The sequence below is a fragment of the Arachidicoccus terrestris genome, from assembly GCF_020042345.1.
In the GTDB taxonomy this organism is placed as follows: Bacteria; Bacteroidota; Bacteroidia; order Chitinophagales; family Chitinophagaceae; genus Arachidicoccus; species Arachidicoccus terrestris.
On the sequence record NZ_CP083387.1, the window covers coordinates 3,288,928 to 3,310,460 of the forward strand.

Genomic DNA, 21,533 nt, shown 5'->3' on the forward strand with positions numbered 1-21,533 from the left:
CATTTTTTCTTTATTGTTAAAAGGACGATATTTACGAATGAAGTGGCTTTTCTCTAGTTCTTTCAACATAAGGGTTACGCACCATTATTGGTTAGATGCGCTGCCTTTATAATTTCATTTTGTTTGAGGCCTTTGCCTTTTGCACTTAACGCCTCAATAATTGCAATATGGCCTTCCGCTTTGCGAAACAGTGCATGAAACAGGTTGCCGAATTCATTTCGGAGAAAGCCGTCCTTTTGGAAACATAGTCGGTCGATATGGGTAAAAAAATAGTAACACCCTTGAATGCTATGAGATCACTTAGTGGTAATGACAATTATTTAGAAAATAAGGAGGAAAAGGAAAAGTAAGCAGATAGTCAAGGGAAAGGAATGCATTTTATGAGATAGTGTATTTGGTGGCACTTCAATATACCGAAGAGAAACTTACACAATGAGCTTATCAATTTGGTAAATGCTATCCGGACTTTAGGGATTTTTGTTAGATTGTGTTGTCAATGCCAATCCCTTTTATACTCTCTATTATTGAATAATCGATATTGCTTGCTTTGCTGTTTTGCACATAAATGACTTGGCACAGATGTTTTTTGTAAATTTATGAGTCACAGACTTGAAATATGAAGAAGGAAAATGTAACAACTAATCGAATACCTGAGGTGTAGCTATTTATTAAAATATGCATTAAGAAACGGGACCATTATCTTATCATGTGCAGGGAGGAGTTCCAGAAGCCTGAAAAGAATCCCATTAACGTTTTGCTGCACTGTACCAACCAGCCTTCGGTCGGGTTCGAGATGATCCAGTCGGCCAAGCAAGGTGAGTGTATGAAAAATTAAGGCTGCAGACAGCCCGTCATACCATTGCTGGTCCGGGAAACAAAGATGACCAATTTCTTCAAGGTGCTTACGATAGGCCTCGGCCAGGGTTATTGGAAAATGGGGGTCGTTCCATAAGTAGTTACCGTTGTCTAGATTAACTTCAAATTTTCCCATCATGGGTTTGCAAAGATCAATCAGGCTCAAACCAAAACGGGCGTATTCAAAATCTAGCAAAAACAGGTCATCCCCTTGCTCAAAGGTTTGACGGGCATTTCCGAGATCATCGTGGATCAAAGCCAGGAAGGGTCCGGGAGTTGTTACAATGGCGCGCACCCGTTCCAGTTCTTGTTCCATCTCGTTGCTATCGATATTACGGCGTCCAGCCAGCGCCAACAGCATTTTTTGCCCCACCTGAAATCGCTTGAGTTGGGCGGGGCCCCCATAACGCCGCCGGTCATCTCCGGGATGGCCAAGTCCTGCTTCTTGACGCATGCCATAATAATGAGTTGCTTGTTCGCGTGTACAAAGATGCAATATGGCCAGAGATCTGGATAGTCTTTCAATAATGTAATCAAAGCTACGCATGGTGCTATGCCCAGATTCACCTAAGTCATCAAGCAAAAAAATGCCCTGCTGGTCGAAGGCCAGCAGGTTGGCGCGGAAAGGGGCCGATGGCTGAAGCGACTGCAGGAATCGTTGAGCTAATAGCTCTTCGGCAAATTCGACATGGGTATCTACCAACTGTAGAGCAGGAAAAGCATCAGCGGCTATATGTTTTATAAATACACTTGGCGGGCCGGATCCGCGTAATACCAGCCGGGCCGTGACGGCTGCCCGGCTGGAAAGTGCAACGACCTCAGCAATCGACGTCTGATTGCCAAAAGTCTTTCGAATCAGATCTTCCAGGGATAGCTGAAATGCATTTTGAATATTTATTGGCATGATCAAAGGCTATGAGGGGTTTAACAGCATAATATAACACATCGCATACCAGTCCGGTAAAAGGGCAGTGGTATTGGCATCCGTCTTCAGTTGTGAAAAGTCTACATTCAGTTGGTGGGTATGTTCTCCCGCATTCTGCAATTTGGAATTTGTTCCTGACCCGGCTACATCAAAACCTGCCCAGTGGCCACAGCTGAAGTTTCGGGCATACCAGTTGGCAGGTAAACTATGTGTATGGCTTCCTGCGTTGTCGAACTGGGCGGTCACCTTGAATCCGGAGAGCATATGCTGATGAACCGGTAAGGGGTCTGTCTGGCCAGGTGTTTTGCTCCCCCCTGCTCCCATGATAAAAAGGTCTTTAAGATCCGGAGTCCCGTTATTACCGTCGCAAAGCGCCCAGCCTGCGGGAATGTCTGTTATGCCACCGCTCCAGGCAACAATACTTCCAACCGGTGTCCAACGCTGTGAGATTGCAGGCCTAAAAGTGATCGCGGAACTGGCTGTCTGGAGATCGCCTACAATCATATCGATTGCGGTAAGGACAAATGAACTGTTCATGTTGCAGGGAACTGCTACTGCCGCACCGGAAGAAGCGACTTTACCCAAACCTGATATTTCTATATAGGTGGCGTCATCGACATCCCAATTGAGTTGGGCTGTTGCAAGGGTATTGTTACCAACAATTATCTGCTGTGGCGTTACAGAAAAAGAACGGATAGCCATCGGAGGGTATTGCTTGTTGAGAAGGGAAGCAAAATAGCCATCATTATACCCCGGGATATTTCTATATTGTACATATAACAGGGTTGGGCCATTGATAAAATCCGTGATGATATTGGTGACATTAAACTGAGCAATCGCCTTTCCCTGAATACCTAGTATAGCATGGTTGGATGGATCGGGCTCCAAAATCCATGTAGCGGGGCTGCCCAATGTTTTTTGAGGCGTTTTCCAGCCAGAAGTACCCTTGGCCAGGTCAAAGCCGAAGGCGTTTATTGCATCAGGTGTCGTTAAAGCATAATATCCCGGCGCGCCTCCCGAAGGAACAAACGAAACGATAAATTGCGGAGGGTTGGTGTCCCATGGCACTTTATCCGGTACAATGGGCGTATTGCCGCTTTTATTCAGAAACGTTAGCTGTAATGTGTTGACATAGGGAGCTGTACTGTCTTTAGTGATACCAATATCAGGTATTTTTTGATTTTTCCCGTTCGACGGATCCGGTGGGTTAGCCACTGCGTTAAAAGACATTGTGAGGGTAAGATCCTTGCCACTGGCCGGCGGTTCGTTGATCAATAGCGTGGTTGATATAAGCGTTTCGTGTTCGGCCCCCAGATTATACAACTCCGAACTGACATAGACAGTTCCGGTACCAGAGGTCGGATTGATCTTATCCGCGGTAAATTCAATCGTTTCGCCCTTTTCCCACTGCAAGGTATTTGTTGGAGCTGCCGCCCAGACCGGGTAATCGGGGTCGGGGAAGAAACGGATATCCCAGCCAGTAGCGGTCAGGGTTATTTTCTTTTGATCGTCAGGATCTTCATATAGCATGGAAAAGTCCAGCAGAAAATCTGCCGGCCCGTCTGCAGGTGGCGGTGGATTTATAGCCTTCCCTCCATTTAGCGTAATAGATTTGCCGGTATTGTTTATGTACTGTATCGTCAACGTGTTATCCTGCCCGGTATATATTTCTGGGCTCTGGTCGTTGTTCTGAATGACGACCTGGATATTTAGTGCACTCATGGGATAAATTTTGGAAGTTAGACGCCTTGTTTCATAATATAACACAGTGCATACCAGGGAGGCAGTGGGGGATTATCATTGTTGTCGCTATTAAAGGAGGGGATTACCACTTTGACCGTATGATTGTGTACGCCGGCCTCTTGTGTGTGCGTGTTATTGGCGTCAAAGTGACCATTGGTGTCAATGCCGGTATGAACGCCGCAGCTCAGGTTACGGGCGTACCAATTACTGGGCATCGCATGCGTGTGGTTACCGTCAGAGGTAGATGTAAATTCGGTATCTGCTACATTAATGGCATGGGTGTGTGTATTGGCCGAACCACTGGAATTGGGCGTATAATTGTTGCCGGCGCCGACAATAAATTTATCTCGCAGATCCGGTGTGCCATTGGTGCCGTCACATAAGCTCCAGTTGGCCGGTATAGTCTCCGCTGATCCGCTCCATATCAGGATTGTTCCTTTGGGAATGACGCGTGAAAGAAGGTCCGGCGTGACAGTAACAGTCACCGCTTTGGACACAGCGCCGGCCAGCGAAGCACTGAATGCAGTCAGTACAAAGGTGGTTGTTTGTTCAATGTAAACATCCTGGTCGGTGACGGTAGCATCTACGATTCCCAGGCCCGATAACGTAACGTAGGCAGCATTTGTAGTGCTCCAGGAGAGTAATACCTGGGCCGGGCCGTTAATATTGTTGAGGGTGGTGGCATTGGCTGTAAAAGAGTCAATGGAGAGGCCGGCCCCGGCATTGATCTGATCTTCAGTCGCTTGCCTGACGGGTATATTCAATATCTGATAACCGTCTGCCATGCCGGGAATATCCAGATAATAAAGAATACATTGTGTGTCGCGGGCAGATTGCTCCAGGCTCTTAATATGTATCAGTTTCAGCAGGACTTCTGCCGGTGAGCCGCCTTTAGCCGACGCATAAGTAATCTTCCAAACAGGGTAATCGGCATTGCCGAATTTTTTAACCTTCCAGTTATAGGCTTCACTAATCTCAACCCGCATCAATTGTGCCATTTCAGGAGGCATTAGCGCATTAAAATCCCGTGAATAACCATCACTGAGCTGAAAATAAAAAGAGGTATTAGACCCGTTTTGGCCCGTTTGTAAAAATCCAATACTGTTGGTGATGGCTAGTTTCATAACACCGGCTCCTTCATCATTTGCCTGGCCGCTTATATAGACGGAATTGTCATAGCGCCAGGTTGCTGCCATGTCACAGACTTCGCCGTTTTTATCCAGGATAAATAAGGCGGTCGTTGATGTAGCCGTATATGTCCCCTCAACATTTTCAATGCGCGCCTCCACAAAGCCACAGCCATTTTGACCGGTCGCCTTTACCGCGGGAAACAATAGTACGATCTGATCATTGGTAAACCAGTTCCAGTAGGGGGCAGTTTGTTCAAACGTATATATGAGGTTGTCCTCGCTGACTGACAGACTGAAACCAGGCACTCTTCGGGGCGGCTCTGTAAAGACAAGGTTGCCTACGGTCTTTGTAAAATCGATAATGATCCGTGCCCTTGATGCTGTGCTCTCCGCTTTTTGCGTCTGAAATGAACTCCAGCCATTATTAACCAGTTTTATTTTAAGTGACTCGGTTTTATCTATGGTCATAAAGTTCAGTCCTTCGCAATTCTGCACTGAGTTAAAAAAGGAAAGTCGCCTGGTGGCCGTCTGGGGCCGTTTGTTTTTTTGAGGCTTGTTCATGAGTTTGTATTTTTGTCAAGTTTCAGCCAGCCCTCCGATAGATCGGCGGCGTTTTTAAGCGTGGCTTGTTGATTAACTGTTTGGATGTCCTCTTCTTCCCATTGATTGTTTTGCAGAGTAACCCAACTCCATGTGCCGTCCCCTTCAGCCGGGGCAGGAAATACCGCTTCCGGTCCGGTGAATAGAATTGGCGCGCCCAGGAAGGTAAATGAGAGGGCTGAAAGCGCTGCGCTGTATATAGCCGGCGGGATCGTGATGGATTTAACGGGGAGTACGCCGGTATAGGCATGTATTTCGCAACGTGGATCGATCAGCAAGGCAAGATTATACAGGGCAGTATCTGCTGGCCTGACAGTCAGCGTACCCGGTAACGGTGCCTTAATATGTGCTGTCTGCGGTGGGGCTGCCTCAGAATAAAATGTCCTGAAATCATAAAGGCCCTCCCCTGCATTGTCAGACTTAAAGTAACCATATAGCCCGTCATTGAGCTCTGTGAGGCTTCCCAGCAAAATCGGAAACTCAATATTTGTAAAGCCGGCTACCGACCGGATTTGTACATTGCCCCGCTTCATATCCTCTTTGAGGGCCGCAAAACTCTGGTCTGGTTGGGGGCCACCCATTAGGGTTAGGCCTAGTCCGACCTGTATGAGTGCCATCGGTGTGCCGATCAATACGGCGGTGGAGACGTTCTGCTGTCCGCTGTTCGGAACAACATAGGTGGTGGTCTCATCCAGTGTGCTGATGAAATTACGTATATAGGAAGCACCATTGGCATTGGCTCCTTCAATAAACTGACGTAGTATCGGGTTGACATCTTTTATGGTCTTTTCCATGTCCGTGCCGGCTGAGGCGCTGCCGGGCGCATCCCTCCAGAAAACCATATCGCTGCTTGCGGAGGTAAGCAGCGTGCCTATTGCCGCGCCGGTCGCGTCAAAGAACATCAGGCTGCTGTCGAGGTGATTAGGAACCACCCATCCGCAAACGGGGCTGTCGTCTGCATGGCTGGTCATTTCAACATGATGGTCCGCAGCCGACAGAAGACGAAAATTCAGTTGCATCGGCTGCGATAGGCGGGGAGGCAGGAACATCTCCGGCGGCTCATTGAGACCTTGGCGCCGACTCGGAATGGACTGGCTTACAGCCAGATCGTTTATGTTGACCATTTTCCTACGCCCAAAAGAATCAATAATATAGAGCTTGCGCAAGCTGGCGCGGCCCGCTCTCAGCGGGTTATACGAGACGCTGAGTAAAGGTGTCCGTTGATTTTGGTCTGCCACCGCCGGCGGAAGTGTAATATTGGAAAAGTCATAATATGGCCTGGCAATCGCTGCAGGATCAGCAACCGGCATCTGCATCACCGGTTCCAGCATGGAGAGTATATCATGGAAGCCACTGAGCGACTGGGAAAGCGTGCGCGTGCTTTTTAAATCATTTAGGATCTTCTGAAGTGCGTCGTCTTTATAATATTTAAGGTATTCAGAAATCTGGGTACGAAGGTCTGAAACAGCGCCACTGCTGAGTAAGGTGGTACCTTGGTATTGCTGAAGCATACCGTTAAAGTCGGTATCAGTCGGATAGATATAGTTAAAATCTTCTTTGCTGAATTGTAGCGACGATATCAGTATGTCCGGGGGATAGCTTTTATTGTTGTCATGATCTAGTTTGACTAATGGCGTAAATTCAATATTCCAGGATATAGATGTGGGGAACCAAGGAACATGCCATTTATTGATCAGGATGTTTCCTTCGGGGGCGGGACCATTGAAAGAAATATTGTTTTCGGGAGTTTTGGCAGCGAGCCAGGATGCCTGTGCGGTCCGCAGGTTGGTTTCAGTATCCGTCAGGTTGATGATCGCCGGGTTTCCCTCTCCTCCCTGTTGTTGTAGCAAAATAGCCAGTGCTATGGCAAAGTCTGTATTAAGCATTTGGAGTGCTTTCCAGCTAGATGCTATCCCAGGGTACGGAAGTTGACTTACATCGCCAAACGGGGGTATCAGAGCGGCTGACAGGTCCATTGCCTGGCTACCTTGGACAAGATCTTTTGGTAAACTGATGGTGTTAATCAGGTCTTCTGACAAAACACAGTGGACAGGGGCTGTATAATCCGGAGGGAGTGGCGGTATATCCTGTCCGGCCAGTAAGAGGACAGGGTCCAAAGGCTGGTAAAATCTTGGCGCGGCCAGTGAGACCAGTGCCATCGAATCGGGCAGCGCCTGCATAATCGCGGTTGCCGATTTATCTATTTTATCCTTGGCGTCACTAATTGTAGCCTGCAAGAGGCTTAATGCTGTTATTTCCTCATTAATATAGTTATAAACGTCTGTCAACGACGGCTGCCCTTCCTGGTATTCATGCTGGACAATCATAAACTTGCTCCAGTCCGCGAAGCTCTGCTGCTGCTGCCGTTTTAGCTGAAGCTGTTTGTCGTCGGTAGCGGCTTGCAGCTCATTCAGCTCTTGTAATTGCCTTGCCAAAGCGGGGTCTAATGGAGATGTCGGTTGTCCTTCTCTTGGCTGTATATCCCATAGACCTGCCCCTTGATAAGCCTTGTATTCTGCGCCAAAGAGCAGTTCCTCAAATACGGCCATGCCGCCCGGCTGCCCAAGGTCTTGCAGGGCGCCCAACTGTATGGCGTTCAATAGCAATTCAATAGGTTCCGTTTCATCGTTTTGGCGATGCCCGGCTGACTGCTCTTCTGACGTTGTCAGCTCGGCTATCAGCTTGGCGAGTGCTTCCGGAGCGGTATTGCCAATGGTGATATCTACTGCCGCCGGATCGTCTGCGTCCGGGAAATAGCCTTTTTGCAGCCCGGGCTCCCAGTCAACCGACCTGGTACATCCCTGTACCAACAGATAATCCGGACTTAACTGTCCGTTATGGTCATCAAACAACCATCCGAAACGATTGCCGTTCCCGTGGATTACTTCTTTAGATACAGGGTCTGCAGCCGGGTTTTGATACCAGCCTGTAACGGTATAGCTAAGCTGGGCCGCACTGGCATCAAAACCGCCATTCAGGCTATTATCATACATGCCGAATACGTTGGCGCAGTTAGGATAATAGGCCGCGAAATCTGCAATACCATATCCCATGGCATTCAGATGAGGATAATATACGTCCCCTTTATTGCCGTTTTTCAGCCAATCGTCATAATCATATACCCGTCCCAGATAACGCCAGGTATTGTCACTGTCTCCATCGGGTGTCCATGGAACGGAGGTCTGGCTATACTGGTCTGTGACGGAGATATAATCACTTTCTATAACCCAGTTTTTATAGCTTACAGAGCCGTCTTCTACCAGAACGATGGTGCGGGTGATTAACCAGCGGTTAGGGGCATCGGGGAGGTCGACCTGCCCGTTGCTGTCGGTCTTTCCTGTCCGTAAGGCTTTTGGCAGAGACCAGTGTAAATAAATACCTTCTGCCATGGATCGGGATCCGGTAAACGGTGGATTGAGTACTGACTGGCTCAGGTAGACATTCCCTGTTTTATCTTTCTTAGTCGGCAGATGGGTAAAATCGGCGTTTGCCGGGAGAAAAATATTGTAATTGACGTCCGCAGCACTGATCAGCAGGGCTTCTACTCGCATAGGGACAATAAGGCCGGTATTTGTACTCATATTTGTGGGTTTGAAATAAGATAGTCAACTTCTTGTACTCCCTGTATCATTTCCAGGGCAAATTCAGCAGCCGTAAAAGGTGCCGAAGAAGAAATGCCCTGGTTATCGATGAGAAGTTGATGTATGTCGCCTGCAAGCGCCTGGATATCTATGACCTGATTGTTTGTGGTTGCGTCGCGCATAGGTATCATTGCATGCACATCCTTAATGACGGACCCCGGCTGCTCCCCATTTGGACCTGCCTGCACATATTTAAGCAGCTTCTGCAGTGGTGTGATTCCCTGTTCAACACCAAAATGGAGTGCTTCGGCAGGCTCACTAAAGCGCACTTTTGTAACCAGCCGGTCAAACAGGCAAAGCATAATGTCTGTGGACAGCCGTTCCATTCTCAGCAACTTCGCCTCGCCACTATCATCACTTCCCCTTACTTCCAGTTGCGGCCATCCCGGAACAACCGCTGAACGAAGTAAAAACCCCGTAACCTGCCCGGAAGCTTCTACCGGCTCCCCTTCCTGTTGACCCGAACGCTTGCATGCTGCTTTCGTAAGGATTTTCTTCCTGAGTCTGTCCAGATATTTTTTATCTCTGACATGGTCACCCGTTACAACACGGCCGATACTAAAGGCTCCATCTATAAGCGCATCCACCCAGTTTTGATCCAACGAAAAGAAGCGGATCGACTCTGTCGGGAGCATACGTTGATCAGGTACAAGATAATGGAAAGGAACGCCTTTTAATAGCCGGAGATCTGAGAGCCAGTCGGTTATCTGTACTTCAGTCGGTTGCTCTTCCTGGCCACCCTGCTTAAGAGCCTCTTGTATGCCTGCGCGAAAGCGATTATGCTGTGTCCAACGTTTCATAATGAACTGGGTTTATTTTTTGTATTTTTCGGTAAATCTGGCAAGCAACGGTTTTACTGCTTCATTGATGAGTTTCTGATGAAAGTCACTTTGATGCAACCGCTGCCTACCGCTTGCTAACTGAAATCCGGCGGATAGAAAATCTTGCTCAAATGCGTTGACCGCCGCCTGATCCTGACTTTGTTTCCAGTTATATAAGGTGGTGGAGAAGCCCAGGTCATTGAGAGCCAGTAACCGTCCAAGCTGCCAGGCAGCAGAAAGAGATAAGTCTGTAATGCCATTTTCAGGATCATAACTGATTAAAGCATCTTGAGAGGGTATCGGGACAGTCATCGTTTGTTCAGTAGTAAAGGGCAAAAACGGACCCCGATACCAGCTATAGATATCTCCTCCCTGGCGCGTATGGTAAGGCAGGATAGTGTAGCCTAGTTCGAGCGCTTTTTTTACACTTTCATTGGCGGTCCCGGATGCCATCGCGTAGGGAATCTGCAAAGTGGCCGGAGTGTGGTTCAGGTCCTCGAAGTATTGCCGGAAGGTAACGGGCTGGGCTACACTTGAGAAAAACCACTGGGTCAGGACAACCAGACGAAGCGCTGCTGTTCCCGTTGGAAGTCCGGTGCGGTCCGGAAGATATTCGCCCATATTTTCAAGAGAAACCAGGCAGCAGGTCGTTTTATGGCCCGCCACTGCCAGGCGGTTTCCGGCGACTACCGCCGATTCGCCCAGAGGCGTGTCGACTCCGTCAGTGACGCGGGCTTGTGTCGCCACTTTGCTTACCAGTCTTGCACTGCTGAGCCATTGCATCTCGGTACTCAGCGGAGCGATGGCTGTAAATAAGTCTGCCGGAACGTCTATATAACGGCAGGGATCTGTTTCGTGCTGGCCGTATTCAAGGGTAAATCCCGGGTAGGACAATGTTCCGGAAGGAAGATCCGAAAGATCTTTCAGGCTGCCGGAATGGATCTTAGGCGCAGGATCACCTTCATCGAATACGAGCACTGCGAGCCATGGATAGGTCAGGCTATCTTCTTCCGTCTGATTGGCGATACCCAGGTCTCGTTGCCAGGGAAGGGTTTTGGCGGTTAGTACGACATGTGGCAGAACACTGCCGAATTCGCCTTGTGCCGAAGAAGGCGGAAAAACAGTTTGAACATAATTGGGTGAAAGGCTAAAGCGGATACCCTGGACCGCAAAGCTCAAATGGGTGTCAAACTGCTGATTAAATGGGTGGGGTCCTGTTCCGGCAACCTGCTGAGATACAGATACCAGATAATCACCCGACTCTAGTGGAGGCTGGTAAAATTCGTAAAACGTAATGTCTTTCTTTTTATCGTTCATGATTCTACTTTTAATAATATTTGAACTCTCAGCTGAGATGTTTAGGTTCTCCCAGATAAGCCAGTATGATGGGGCTTAGCAGTTGTAAGGTCTGTGCATCCTGCAGAGGCTGTGTATGCAGGGCACCGGTTACGGAGAAACCATTCACATAAAGATCTGTCAGGATATCACTGCGCACCTGTGCGACGGAGTCTTCGGCAATCGTTGCTGAAAATGTGCTGTTGGGATCAAGGCCTCCAAAAGGATCTTTCACAGGTGCAGTATTAACACCCCGGTCAACGGACACTTTTCCTTCTATTTCTGTTTCCAGCGCCGCGACAAGGATGGGCAATGAATGATCGGGTGTGATGACCTCCGGTATGATATCAAGTCCCTGCAGGACGTTATCGAGCAGAGCGCTGTTATTAAGAACCGTGTTCAGCTGCTTGTCAAAGATCCACATCGCTTTTGGTGCACGGGAGATAAAAGGGGTCACAGTGAAGCCATCATATAGCATACAATCTGTCAGCCGACAGATCGTCACCAGATGTGTGCTGCTTAACTCGCCAGCCTCCAGTTGCATAGGGCCAATACCAAAATCGGTCAGCCAGGTATAATCAGTACCGCCGGACGTCCATTTTCCGGTTCCCTCCAAGGTATTATAGCTGAGGGTTTTCCCGGCTACCAAGGCCTGCGTGCGTAAACTGAAATGCTGTGGATCCGCGATATAATCTATCGGGACCTTTACAGTTTTAGAGGGATTAGCAGGATCAGGATGCACATCGATGGACGCATCCGTACCGGTGAGGTCCTGCAAGACGCCGTTGGTTATAACGGCGCGCACGACTGGTGAGTCCGTTGCAGAAAGACTGGTCACGCTCTTACTGCAGGGACTGTCTGCCACCGGAAGAGCCGTGCCGGATAGCAAGAATGGGTCCCTTGCCTGCCGGGCAACCGGTCGTTGCATAAAAGAGCTGGCGACGGACGCCGGTGTCATTGAACCACCTTCCTGGTCAAGAAAGGAATCCCGGAAATCAGGCCAGTCAATACCGGCAGGCTGGCCGCCTCCTTCCTCATCTCCGATGGTAAAGGAAATAATGTCAAGATCAATGACAGCCCGGTAATGAAAATCCGGTCCCCAGATGTGTAGTTCGGCACCCACACTGACTGACAAAGAAATCCGGACAAAGGCCAGATCGATCGAAGCGTTTACGCTAAAGGACACGCCCAGGCGGATATCATAGCTAAAAGGTTTCCAATAAATTAAAAAATCTGCATGTGCAATAAAGCTCGCGCTGATAGCGCCGCTTTTCCAGGTCGCTTCCAGGCGTCCACCAGCCATGACGGCGTGAGGCGTAAGTGCAAAATACATACCTCCTTTAATGACCAGCTCGGAGGAAACTGCCCAGTTCATGCCCAGCCTGGGTACAGTGGGGTAGTACGAAGGAGCTTTGAAGTATGGGTTGTAACCGCCAAAAGTAATGACAAAGTCCCCAGCGTGCTCATTTGGCGTAAACCAAAGGCAGAAGGCAAACCCTCCCGTTATCCGGCATGCTTTTGCCAGTATATAGGAATCCGGTGTCAGCTCGGCATATACGGCCAGAAGACCATCCTGCGGTATAAAAAGTGCTTCCAGTGCAAGCTGTGCGAAAATAACCGGTTCAGGTTCTTTTGCAGGTACTTGAAGCGTACCGAGTCCTAAGAGGCCGAGTTGGAACCGGGTGCCAAAGGCCACTGACAGCAGTGCGTAAACACTGACCATGCCAAAAGAAGAGACGCTGACGCCGGCAGCCAACCAATTTTCTCCGATAGATACATTCAGATATTGCTCCATCACTTTCATAGCCTCAGCAAGCGTCGGGTGGGTGCCAAATGGATTTCCGCCGGAACCCGCACCCGCAACGAGTGGGAAGCTGGTCACTTTATCTATAGGTGGCAGCAGTAAGTTGCAGTTATAGCCAAAGCCCGCAGAAAGGCCGTTCACATAAAAGTAAGGAGGACCACCGATCGGGGCGTTGATCATGACAAAGGCGAACAGTGATGCCGGATCCGTGGTCGCATAGGCGCCAATGGCAGTCAAACCGAAATTACCGAAGCGAACCATCAGCTCGCCGGCAAATTCCATGTAATTCGTATTGGCGGTTTTTAGGAATGCACCATCGATGCGCAGGGACGGGCAGCTGTAGCTGATACCAAGTCCACCTATCGCAAAGCCTGGAACATATGGACTTTTTAGCGGAATGGTGACCCCGAGCCCCAGTACACTGGCATTGAAAGCGGAAAAGGAGAGTGCAGCATTGAACAGGATTTCCAGTCCGCCGTCAGATAGCCGAAACCCTATCTGTTGTATACTTAAGGGGCCAAAACTCTGTTGTATATTGATCCAGGTACCTGCTTGTGAGCCGGCGTCGACACCTGGAGCTGAATCCGGGCTTGCCAATAAAGGGTAGCCGGCGTCATAGGCAGACTGATCATTTGCTGTAACGGCGTTGCCAAAAGAAAGAGTGACGGTTTGTGCTTTTTGGCCTAACGTTAAATAGATGGTCAAGGTGGAATTGCCACCGGTATCGATATTGAGCGATATGGACTGCAGCCTGATGCTATCTTTTTCGGAAAGGTATTTGCCAACCAGTGGAAGATCTGTCAAGTTGATAGAGGCGCCTGCAAAAGATAGGGCGGCATCGACAACTATCCGCTGTTCCTTAACGGCATATTCAATGCTGAGATTGGAAAGGTCCATTTCAGGAAATCCGTCAGGTACCTTAAATCCAAAATAATCCCCAAGATTGCGTAAGAGTGCTGTCAGGCTGGGTATCTGGCCGGGCGCAGTCCGGCCTGTAAAAGTCCAGCCATTCTGACTATCGTAGACTGCCGAAACAGACACTGCAATACCACCCAGCAGAAACTGTCCGGTTACTGATCCCTGTATTGCACCGGTGGTGATGTTAGTGGCGAGGGCCAGGCTCATCCCGGTTAGTATCAATCCATTTGCACCTCCTATCAGTTCCCATGTTTCTTTTATATCCGCTGAAAAACTATACACAGAATTTCTGATGTCGCCATTCACTTCAAAAGTGGCTCCCGTTATAACCGGCATAGGGATCGAGTCTCCCACCAAATTCCTGACCGGTGCCAGCAGATCGATCTCTTTACCCGGATTGGCTTGCACATCCAACTTGATCGTAAAAAGCAGACTGGGTAGAGCGATATAAGCGCTCAATACGATATTCTTGTTGGATGCCGGATAAAAGATGGCAGAGGCGTAGATATTACCCGATGCGACCCACCCGTCGTTTTCATTGGTTGCCTGAAGTGAAAATGCGATCTGGTCAATAACGATGAGATCATTAAAAAGCGACCATGGCTTTGCTGTAATCGTAAATGAAAACAGGATATCGGAGAAAGACAGCGGATTGACCATGAGATCCAGGCATGCATATGTTAAAGCCAGATTTTCGAAGGCCGGGAAGCTGCTGATGGGGTCAACAAGGTAGCTGATATCGGCACCGTTTACAAGGGAATTAAGATCACTTTTAGTGCCTGTAAGCGGGGTAAAATTCTGTCCCACTTCGACGCGGACGCTCTCATTGTCATCCTGATATAGATACATGGTCGCCGGTATCTCCTTCCAGCCTTTTGCACTGAAAATGGATCGTATAGCCAGGACAGTAAGGGGGGTGACCGCAAATGCCAGGGGGGTATCCGCGACTATTTCCTGGAAGAGAACGGCCATTTGCATGGTGAAAGAGAATTTGTTTTCACCATAGCTATAGGACTTGCCGCCAACTGCCATCTCCAGCAGTAATTCGGGGTAAATCGCCTCTGGCATGTAATTATCGCCTTTAAAATGCCAGAGGGATATAGGGCCGCTCATGGCGACGGGTAAATTAATCACAGCGCCGATCAGAGACTGTTGTTCGCCCTTTATATTCACTGTCGCGGCAAAAGACAAACCGCTAACAAGACTATCCGCCACCGGCTTGATTTCCGGAGGGTAGCCGAAGCTGCTTCTGAAATCTGCCGGAAGCTGCGCCGTAGAATCGGTATCGATGATAATGGAGGGCATTGCCAGCGTGATGGAGTCCACCAGCGGGCCGGACAGTATGGGGAACATCATGGCCAGTGACCAGGATGGATCCGCGATGGAGATTGACAGTTTTGCCGAGACAGTATTATCTGCTGTATTGAATATAAATTTACCCTCTGTTAGCTGACCTTTCTCAACGCCGGTCAATACGTTTTTACTGACTTCACCTTTAATGATTATTAGTTGCAATTTGTCGTCTGCGCTCATCGACGCCTGACTGATGTTCAATGTACCCGCAGATGCAAAGAAGGCCAATTGCCAGAGTGCAGTGAGTGTGGGCGTCTCCAGTTTGTCCGCCGGCAAAGAAATCTGCTTTTGGTTGTCTGGCGTCAGGAGCTCTTTTAGTTTGTCAAATGTTAAGGCCATCGTTTAAGGTAGTGTGAGCGTGAAGGAAACAGGTAAATGATCACTTATTATACGGCCGCCGATTAGTGAGCCGGAAAGATTTATAGCAGTACGCCCCAGTAATTGGCTTGCATAATCCGTTAACGGGAGCTTGTAATCACCGGCCTGAAAGCCCCGCTGGTCAAGTTCAGCATAATGACTTACCGAATCCAAAAGTTTGATTTGGCGAATGCGGATCAATTCTGGAATATTTGTCGTCAGTGGACCCGCAAAAGTCACGGCGGCAGGTGCAGGAGGACCTGACCTGAGGAAAAAATTGTCAAAGCCACTGATCGGCAGTTGTGCTGTGGACTTAAAATCGCGCGGACTAAAAAATTTCGGTGTAACCAGATGTGTGCCATCTTTGATGGCTGGTACTCCACCCAGGTCAGGGTATGCAACTCCCTCTACGGAGCTGTATCCGGTCCTTTGTGTTGGATCAATGAAATTTACATTAAAATCACCGGTCAGTACATAATTACAGACATTAGCTGTTGCTGTTGCTCCACCGATCTTATAGCTTATGTTAAGCGGAACTGACGGCGGGCCTGCAAAGAGCGGTTGCGGTGAGACGCCATTTATGGGCGAGAAATACCGGAGGGTTTGAAATTGTTGAATGGCCAGATTACTATTTGGTGCAAAATGACAGACAATAACGGGCAGTAATTTGTTTGCTCCGCTGGCAGAAGGACACCAGAACATACACAAGGCAGGCTGTCGGGTACCCGGCCAGGTTGGAAGACCAAGCGGCCGGCCAAAGATAGAGACTTTCTGGACATCAGGGTATAATAGACAGGCTCCTTCAGAGATTTTGATTTTGCCGGCAGCGAAAGTATAGGTGAATTTTCTGAATTCAACATCTGCAAAGGAAGGATAAAATAGGCCGCCGATTGTCGACACGTGACCGCCAACGGTTTTATCTATCGGATGAAGCGGTATTGTCTTAGTAGGATCACGGATAAAGAAGGCGTAATATTCCAGGCCGGTATTCGATGAGAGAATACAGAGCCTGTACTCGCTGACACCATTCTTCAGGCTGAGTGCATACAAAGCTTTAGCAATTGAAGCTGCTACTGCACCGGCCGTTGAATTTAAGGTGGTATTTAGTTCAACCAATGCGAATATATCAGGACGGATGGCATAAACCGTTTCTGCAATTCCATCTACGATGTCCTTAAACCCGGATTTGGTTTTCCCATAATTTTGGATGTTCCAGTTCAATACCTTTACCGTTTGAGCCATATTTGCTTAAATTATTAATGAGCAAAATATGTTGGTAAAAAGCCTGCTTTAAGGTTGGTCAGCTATCGGTCAGCTCCGTTAATTTCAAAAGTCGAACAGAACACTAAATAATCAAAACGATGACAACCTTTAAAGAATGAATACACCGGCTGTAAATCGTCTTAAGTGTTGGAGTAAAGTTAAGATATTATATGATAAGAATCAAAATTAATATATGTGAAAGTAAAAGCCCTTATTTTACCGACCTGGGGCGAGGAAGGGTTGCCTGAATCGAACCGCCGGCCGGTTGATTATATCCAACCGGCTGGAGGCAGGTGATCTTCCCGTCCATGGTGCTGACAATAACGGTATGGTCATTTAAAGGTAATATGCCATTAACCAGACCATTGGAAACTTTATATTTCCATAGAACTTTTCCGCTTTGCCGGCTTACTGCTACTACCAGGCCGGAACCGGTAGGCAGGTAAACGATATTATTCTTTTCCACGATAGGAGTGGGGCAGATTTCATAACCCAGTTGAACGTCCGGGTGCCAGGCTAACTGCATGGTATCAGACGTAGTTGAGAAACCGCATAATTCCCCTTGCATGGTCTTTGTATAAATTAAAGCACTATCCGAAGACAGCCCCATTGATTCCCTGACTTTCCAGTCAGGATTTCCTTTGCGCCATATAACGCGGCCGTTTTCAGCATTAAAAACGGTCATGACCCTGTCCGGCGCGACGATAAATATCCGGTTGTTGGCGGCCACCGGCCAGCAGGCTGCCGGAGAATACATCCTGTTGCCGGAACCATTATTCCATTTCCAGGCTAATTCTCCGGTGGCGGTATCCAGTGCATAGAAATCATTTGCCCAGCAGCCAAAATACACTTTGTTGTTATATAGCAATGGCTTATCCACAACAAACCCCTTGACCTCCGGATAGTCCCATAAAAGCTGCCCGGTATTCAAATTAAATGCTCTGAAATGGCCGTCGGAGCCACCGATATAAACTTTATCATGGACGATGAGAGGGCAAGCCACGTTCGGCTTTTCTGTTGTATACTTCCAGACAGGCTGACCTGTCGCCGCGTCCACGCAATAAATATTTTTATCAGTCGATGCCACAACAATTTTGTCATCTCCAACAGCCGGCGTAGAATATATCTTACCTCCCGTCCGGAAGGTCCACTTAAGGCGACCATGTTTTTTGTCCAGCGCAAATAGTGAGCCGTTGGTATTGGTGGTAATTAACAGATTTTCATAGCTGATGATGCCCGTTCCGATATCACTTTTGTCCTTATACTGCCAGCGGGTCTTAACCATGGGGTAATCTTCATTGACTGCGTAGGATGGCCGGGGGTAGGAGGTTGTATCCCTTCCAAAATAATGATCTCTCAACGTAATTGCTGCCCAGGGCGCATCGGTTTTAACACCGGGTATTCTTATGGCAAAAGTAGCTATACTATCACGGAAATGAACAATATTATAACCGCCTATGCTGTCTTTTGCCCGAAGCGTAGAGCGTCCGACGATGGCGGGAATACCTTCTGTATTCAGTTTCGCGTTTCGATGCCAGTGCCCGTCAAGTATCAGTTGAATGTCGTGTTTTTTTAAAAGGTCAATCGCTTCATACCAATTATTTAAACCGGAGTCGAGCGGGTAATGATTTAGAAAAACGATTGGCTGTTTTTCATTTTTTACTTCTTTTAAGACCGAGTCAAGCCAGACAATTTCTTCACGGGGTATCTGGCCGGGGCCCATGCGCATATTTGGGCCGGAGCCTGTCGCGAGAAACAGATAACCACCATAATTAAAGGCAAAAGTTTCTTTGCCGAAAACTGTCCGGAAACTATTTGCTCCACTCTCTGACCAATTGGCGTCGTGGTTGCCGGGTATGACATAGTATGGCTTGTTCAGGCTGTCCAGTATTTGCTTGGCCAGTTCCAGTTCGGCGTCTGCCCCAAACTCGGTGACATCTCCCGTGTGCACCACAAATTTGAGCGAGGTGTCTGCATTGATATCTTTCACGACCCTTCGCAGGTCTTCTGCACCTGTTGCGCTGCCTACATGTGTATCAGAAATAAAAGCGAATTTAAAATCGGTGGCTCTGTTTTGTGCGACCGCCATCCGGGTGCAGAGACATGTCAAAAACAGAACAAATAGTCGTTTTAAAATCATCAGGTTAAAATTAATGGTTAGAATCTTATAAAAATAATACCACACTGTAAGGCAGTGTAAGCCTTATTGTTTCTGGTAGCGGATAATGAGCCTGCCAGACAAAGCTAATCAAATTCCTAAACAGCCGCCGTTTTTTCTAATCTAGGCAATAATGCTGAGTAATGAAGTTATTATCTGTTGTTGCCTGCTCTTCTACTGCGGTCTGGAGAACCTCTATGTGCTTAAAATAGCATATTTTTGATTCCGGTTGTTTTAACCGCTACAAAAGAGGAATGATTATGCGTCGGTTCAAGACTTTAGGAGCTATCTTTGTAATTTTGTTATGTATTGCCAGCGTCAATGGACAGACTTTGCGCATAGCTGTGGCGGCAAACGCCCAATTTGTCATGGATTCGTTAAAGACAGCTTTTCAAAAAGATCATCCGGGAAAGATCGATTTGATTGTCAGTTCATCGGGGAAGTTGACGGCACAAATCAAGCATGGTGCGCCCTATGATATTTTTTTGTCGGCGGACATGAAGTATCCCAGCTCTATTTATGAGGCCGGCGATGCACTGGCGGCCCCTGCGATATATGCGTTTGGTAAACTTGTATTATGGACTGCCGGCAAGACGACGCCGGGACTGGATAGACTCCGGTCCTCGACGATAAAAACCATTGCGGTTGCCAACCCTGCCATCGCACCTTACGGGGTAGCCGCTATAACCGCGCTTAAGAAAACGGGTATGTTTGAAACCATTAAAGATAAAATTGTTTATGGTGAAAGCATCGCCCAGGTCAATCAATACCTATTGAGCGGTGCTGCTGATGTTGCGTTTACGGCGATGTCCGTCGTTAAAAGCCCCGATATGAGCCGGAAAGGGAAATGGATAGAAGTAAAAGCAGACCTCTATCAACCCATAGCGCAAGGCGTCATCATATTGAAATTTGCCAAACGCAATCATCTTAAGATGGCCCGTGCTTTCTATGATTTTCTTTTTAGCTCTGGGGGAAGAGCGATCTTTAGATATTTTGGTTACAGAATACATTAAACAAATCAGCGCTTTATGGCATTCAACTTCCAACCGCTTATTTTGAGCCTTGAACTGTCACTGATCACTACAGTGCTGTTGTTGGTTGTTGGCATTCCGATCGCCTCCTTTTTGGCCTTCAGATCTTTCAGAGGTAAATCGGTTATCGAAGCGATGGTCAGCTTACCGTTAGTATTACCGCCTTCTGTGCTCGGTTTTTATCTTTTGGTCACCTTTAGCCCTCATCATTTTGTTGGCGCTTTTTTTCAGGAGTATTTTGATTTGCGATTGGTTTTCTCATTTCCGGGGTTGGTTCTTGGATCTCTTATTTACAGTCTTCCCTTTATGATTCATCCATTACAGGCCGGCTTGCAGGGATTACCTCCCAGCTTCAGAGAAGCTTCATATGTTCTCGGCAGGTCGAAAAAGCAGACACTTTTCAAAGTCCTTCTTCCCAATATTAAACCGGCGCTGCTAACGGGAATGGTACTGACTTTTGCACACACACTTGGAGAGTTTGGTGTGGTGCTGATGATTGGCGGAAATATTGACGGCTCTACCAAAGTCGCCTCGATCGCAATTTATGACTCCGTTGAGTCCCTGGACTTCCACACAGCTCATATTTACTCCATTGTATTGATTGTTATTTCATTTGTTATTTTGCTGTTTGCCTATGGATTGAATAAAAAGCTTTTTAATTCCCGTATAAACTTATGATCAAGATTTCCCTGCAGAAGCAGTTGAATATGGCCCAGGGCAGCAAAATGTTTACAGCTGATATAGAGATCAAATCCGGTGAGTTTGTTGTCATTTTCGGTAAGTCAGGAACGGGAAAAACAAGCCTGCTGAGAATGATCGCCGGCTTAATGAAGCCTGATCAGGGACATATAGCAGTGGATAATGTAGTGTGGTTTGACGCTAGAAATAAGGTTCACCTGCCGATTCAAAAAAGAAATATTGGCTTTGTTTTTCAGGATTTGGCCCTTTTTCCCAACATGTCCGTGATGGATAATCTGATATTCGCGGCAGGCAAGAATAAAGATGAAGCCTATCTGGACCGTCTGCTTTTGATGACGGAAATGAAAGCGTTGTCAGCCAGAATGCCTCAAACTTTATCGGGTGGACAGCAGCAGCGGGTGGCGTTGATGAGGGCTTTGGCAAGAAAGCCCGGGCTACTGTTGCTGGATGAACCATTTTCATCTCTGGATGAACAGATGGGGTATCAATTAAGGAAAGAATTAAGAAGCCTCCATCAGCAGTTGCACTTAACGACTATATTGGTATCCCATGACCTTATTGATATTAACGGGAATGCGGATAAAGTTGTTGAAATAGAGAATGGACGGACCATCCCCATGAAGACTATTGCGTGTAGATACAGCGGTAAGATAAAACGCATTTATGCATATGGATCTGGATTTATGGCGGAAATAGCCCTGGATAATGAGATCCTGAAAATGCCCATAGACGAATTGACCGCGAGCAAGTTGAAAGAAGGCTCGACCCTCTCTATCGCGTATGGTAATGGCCATGTTCATATATTTCCTCATTTCTGAAAATAATGAACTTGTTTTAATCATGGTATTTGTCGTTTAAGGGCACAAATTGCTATATAACGGCATTCTGACATTTATTTGT

At 47.7% G+C, this 21,533-nt stretch carries 12 protein-coding genes; 3 read left to right on the plus strand and 9 right to left on the minus strand.

Annotated features, from left to right (window positions below; genetic code table 11):
• Nucleotides 1-661: 661 nt before the first annotated feature.
• The 9 genes from K9M52_RS12815 to K9M52_RS12855 form a co-directional block, all read right to left on the minus strand.
• A complete protein-coding gene (locus K9M52_RS12815) occupies nucleotides 662-1,759 on the minus strand; it encodes a hypothetical protein (RefSeq protein WP_224068822.1) in 1,098 nt (365 codons plus the stop codon).
• A 9-nt stretch (nucleotides 1,760-1,768) separates the two neighbouring features.
• Nucleotides 1,769-3,502: a hypothetical protein gene (locus K9M52_RS12820; protein WP_224068823.1), complete on the minus strand. Its 1,734-nt coding sequence runs from the start codon at nucleotides 3,500-3,502 to the stop codon at nucleotides 1,769-1,771.
• A 17-nt stretch (nucleotides 3,503-3,519) separates the two neighbouring features.
• Nucleotides 3,520-5,214, minus strand: a complete 1,695-nt coding sequence (locus K9M52_RS12825) for a hypothetical protein (RefSeq protein WP_224068824.1) — start codon at nucleotides 5,212-5,214, stop codon at nucleotides 3,520-3,522.
• Nucleotides 5,211-8,834, minus strand: a complete 3,624-nt coding sequence (locus tag K9M52_RS12830) for a hypothetical protein (RefSeq protein ID WP_224068825.1) — start codon at nucleotides 8,832-8,834, stop codon at nucleotides 5,211-5,213. Before K9M52_RS12830 ends, K9M52_RS12825 begins: the two co-directional genes overlap by 4 nt.
• Complete coding sequence (locus K9M52_RS12835; RefSeq protein ID WP_224068826.1) at nucleotides 8,831-9,694, minus strand: hypothetical protein; 864 nt, start codon at nucleotides 9,692-9,694, stop codon at nucleotides 8,831-8,833. Before K9M52_RS12835 ends, K9M52_RS12830 begins: the two co-directional genes overlap by 4 nt.
• 12 nt (nucleotides 9,695-9,706) lie before the next feature.
• On the minus strand, nucleotides 9,707-11,032 hold the full coding sequence (locus K9M52_RS12840) for a hypothetical protein (RefSeq protein WP_224068827.1): 1,326 nt from the start codon (nucleotides 11,030-11,032) through the stop codon (nucleotides 9,707-9,709).
• A 28-nt stretch (nucleotides 11,033-11,060) separates the two neighbouring features.
• Complete coding sequence (locus K9M52_RS12845; RefSeq protein ID WP_224068828.1) at nucleotides 11,061-15,464, minus strand: DUF6603 domain-containing protein; 4,404 nt, start codon at nucleotides 15,462-15,464, stop codon at nucleotides 11,061-11,063.
• A gap of 3 nt (nucleotides 15,465-15,467) precedes the next feature.
• On the minus strand, nucleotides 15,468-16,724 hold the full coding sequence (locus K9M52_RS12850) for an exonuclease/endonuclease/phosphatase family protein (RefSeq protein WP_224068829.1): 1,257 nt from the start codon (nucleotides 16,722-16,724) through the stop codon (nucleotides 15,468-15,470).
• Between the two features lie 232 nt (nucleotides 16,725-16,956).
• Nucleotides 16,957-18,885 (minus strand): outer membrane protein assembly factor BamB family protein, encoded by a 1,929-nt coding sequence (locus K9M52_RS12855; protein ID WP_224068830.1) that lies wholly within the window; start codon nucleotides 18,883-18,885, stop codon nucleotides 16,957-16,959.
• Between the two features lie 278 nt (nucleotides 18,886-19,163).
• Here K9M52_RS12855 and modA point away from each other — a divergent pair, with 278 nt between their 5' ends.
• From modA to K9M52_RS12870, 3 genes are read left to right on the plus strand one after another with little or no spacing between them, the layout of a single operon-like run.
• On the plus strand, nucleotides 19,164-19,916 hold the full coding sequence (modA, locus tag K9M52_RS12860; RefSeq protein ID WP_224068831.1) for a molybdate ABC transporter substrate-binding protein: 753 nt from the start codon (nucleotides 19,164-19,166) through the stop codon (nucleotides 19,914-19,916).
• A gap of 15 nt (nucleotides 19,917-19,931) precedes the next feature.
• Nucleotides 19,932-20,612 (plus strand): molybdate ABC transporter permease subunit, encoded by a 681-nt coding sequence (gene modB / locus K9M52_RS12865; protein WP_224068832.1) that lies wholly within the window; start codon nucleotides 19,932-19,934, stop codon nucleotides 20,610-20,612.
• Complete coding sequence (locus tag K9M52_RS12870; RefSeq protein WP_224068833.1) at nucleotides 20,609-21,451, plus strand: ATP-binding cassette domain-containing protein; 843 nt, start codon at nucleotides 20,609-20,611, stop codon at nucleotides 21,449-21,451. Before modB ends, K9M52_RS12870 begins: the two co-directional genes overlap by 4 nt.
• Nucleotides 21,452-21,533: the final 82 nt, after the last annotated feature.

What these genes read in the sequence shown, in the direction of transcription:
- K9M52_RS12815 (WP_224068822.1), bottom strand. Translation starts at nt 1,759, where the DNA reads ATGCCAATAAATATTCAAAATGCATTTCAGCTATCCCTGGAAGATCTG.
- K9M52_RS12820 (WP_224068823.1), bottom strand. Translation starts at nt 3,502, where the DNA reads ATGAGTGCACTAAATATCCAGGTCGTCATTCAGAACAACGACCAGAGC.
- K9M52_RS12825 (WP_224068824.1), bottom strand. Translation starts at nt 5,214, where the DNA reads ATGAACAAGCCTCAAAAAAACAAACGGCCCCAGACGGCCACCAGGCGA.
- K9M52_RS12830 (WP_224068825.1), bottom strand. Translation starts at nt 8,834, where the DNA reads ATGAGTACAAATACCGGCCTTATTGTCCCTATGCGAGTAGAAGCCCTG.
- K9M52_RS12835 (WP_224068826.1), bottom strand. Translation starts at nt 9,694, where the DNA reads ATGAAACGTTGGACACAGCATAATCGCTTTCGCGCAGGCATACAAGAG.
- K9M52_RS12840 (WP_224068827.1), bottom strand. Translation starts at nt 11,032, where the DNA reads ATGAACGATAAAAAGAAAGACATTACGTTTTACGAATTTTACCAGCCT.
- K9M52_RS12845 (WP_224068828.1), bottom strand. Translation starts at nt 15,464, where the DNA reads ATGGCCTTAACATTTGACAAACTAAAAGAGCTCCTGACGCCAGACAAC.
- K9M52_RS12850 (WP_224068829.1), bottom strand. Translation starts at nt 16,724, where the DNA reads ATGGCTCAAACGGTAAAGGTATTGAACTGGAACATCCAAAATTATGGG.
- K9M52_RS12855 (WP_224068830.1), bottom strand. Translation starts at nt 18,885, where the DNA reads ATGATTTTAAAACGACTATTTGTTCTGTTTTTGACATGTCTCTGCACC.
- modA (WP_224068831.1), top strand. Translation starts at nt 19,164, where the DNA reads ATGCGTCGGTTCAAGACTTTAGGAGCTATCTTTGTAATTTTGTTATGT.
- modB (WP_224068832.1), top strand. Translation starts at nt 19,932, where the DNA reads ATGGCATTCAACTTCCAACCGCTTATTTTGAGCCTTGAACTGTCACTG.
- K9M52_RS12870 (WP_224068833.1), top strand. Translation starts at nt 20,609, where the DNA reads ATGATCAAGATTTCCCTGCAGAAGCAGTTGAATATGGCCCAGGGCAGC.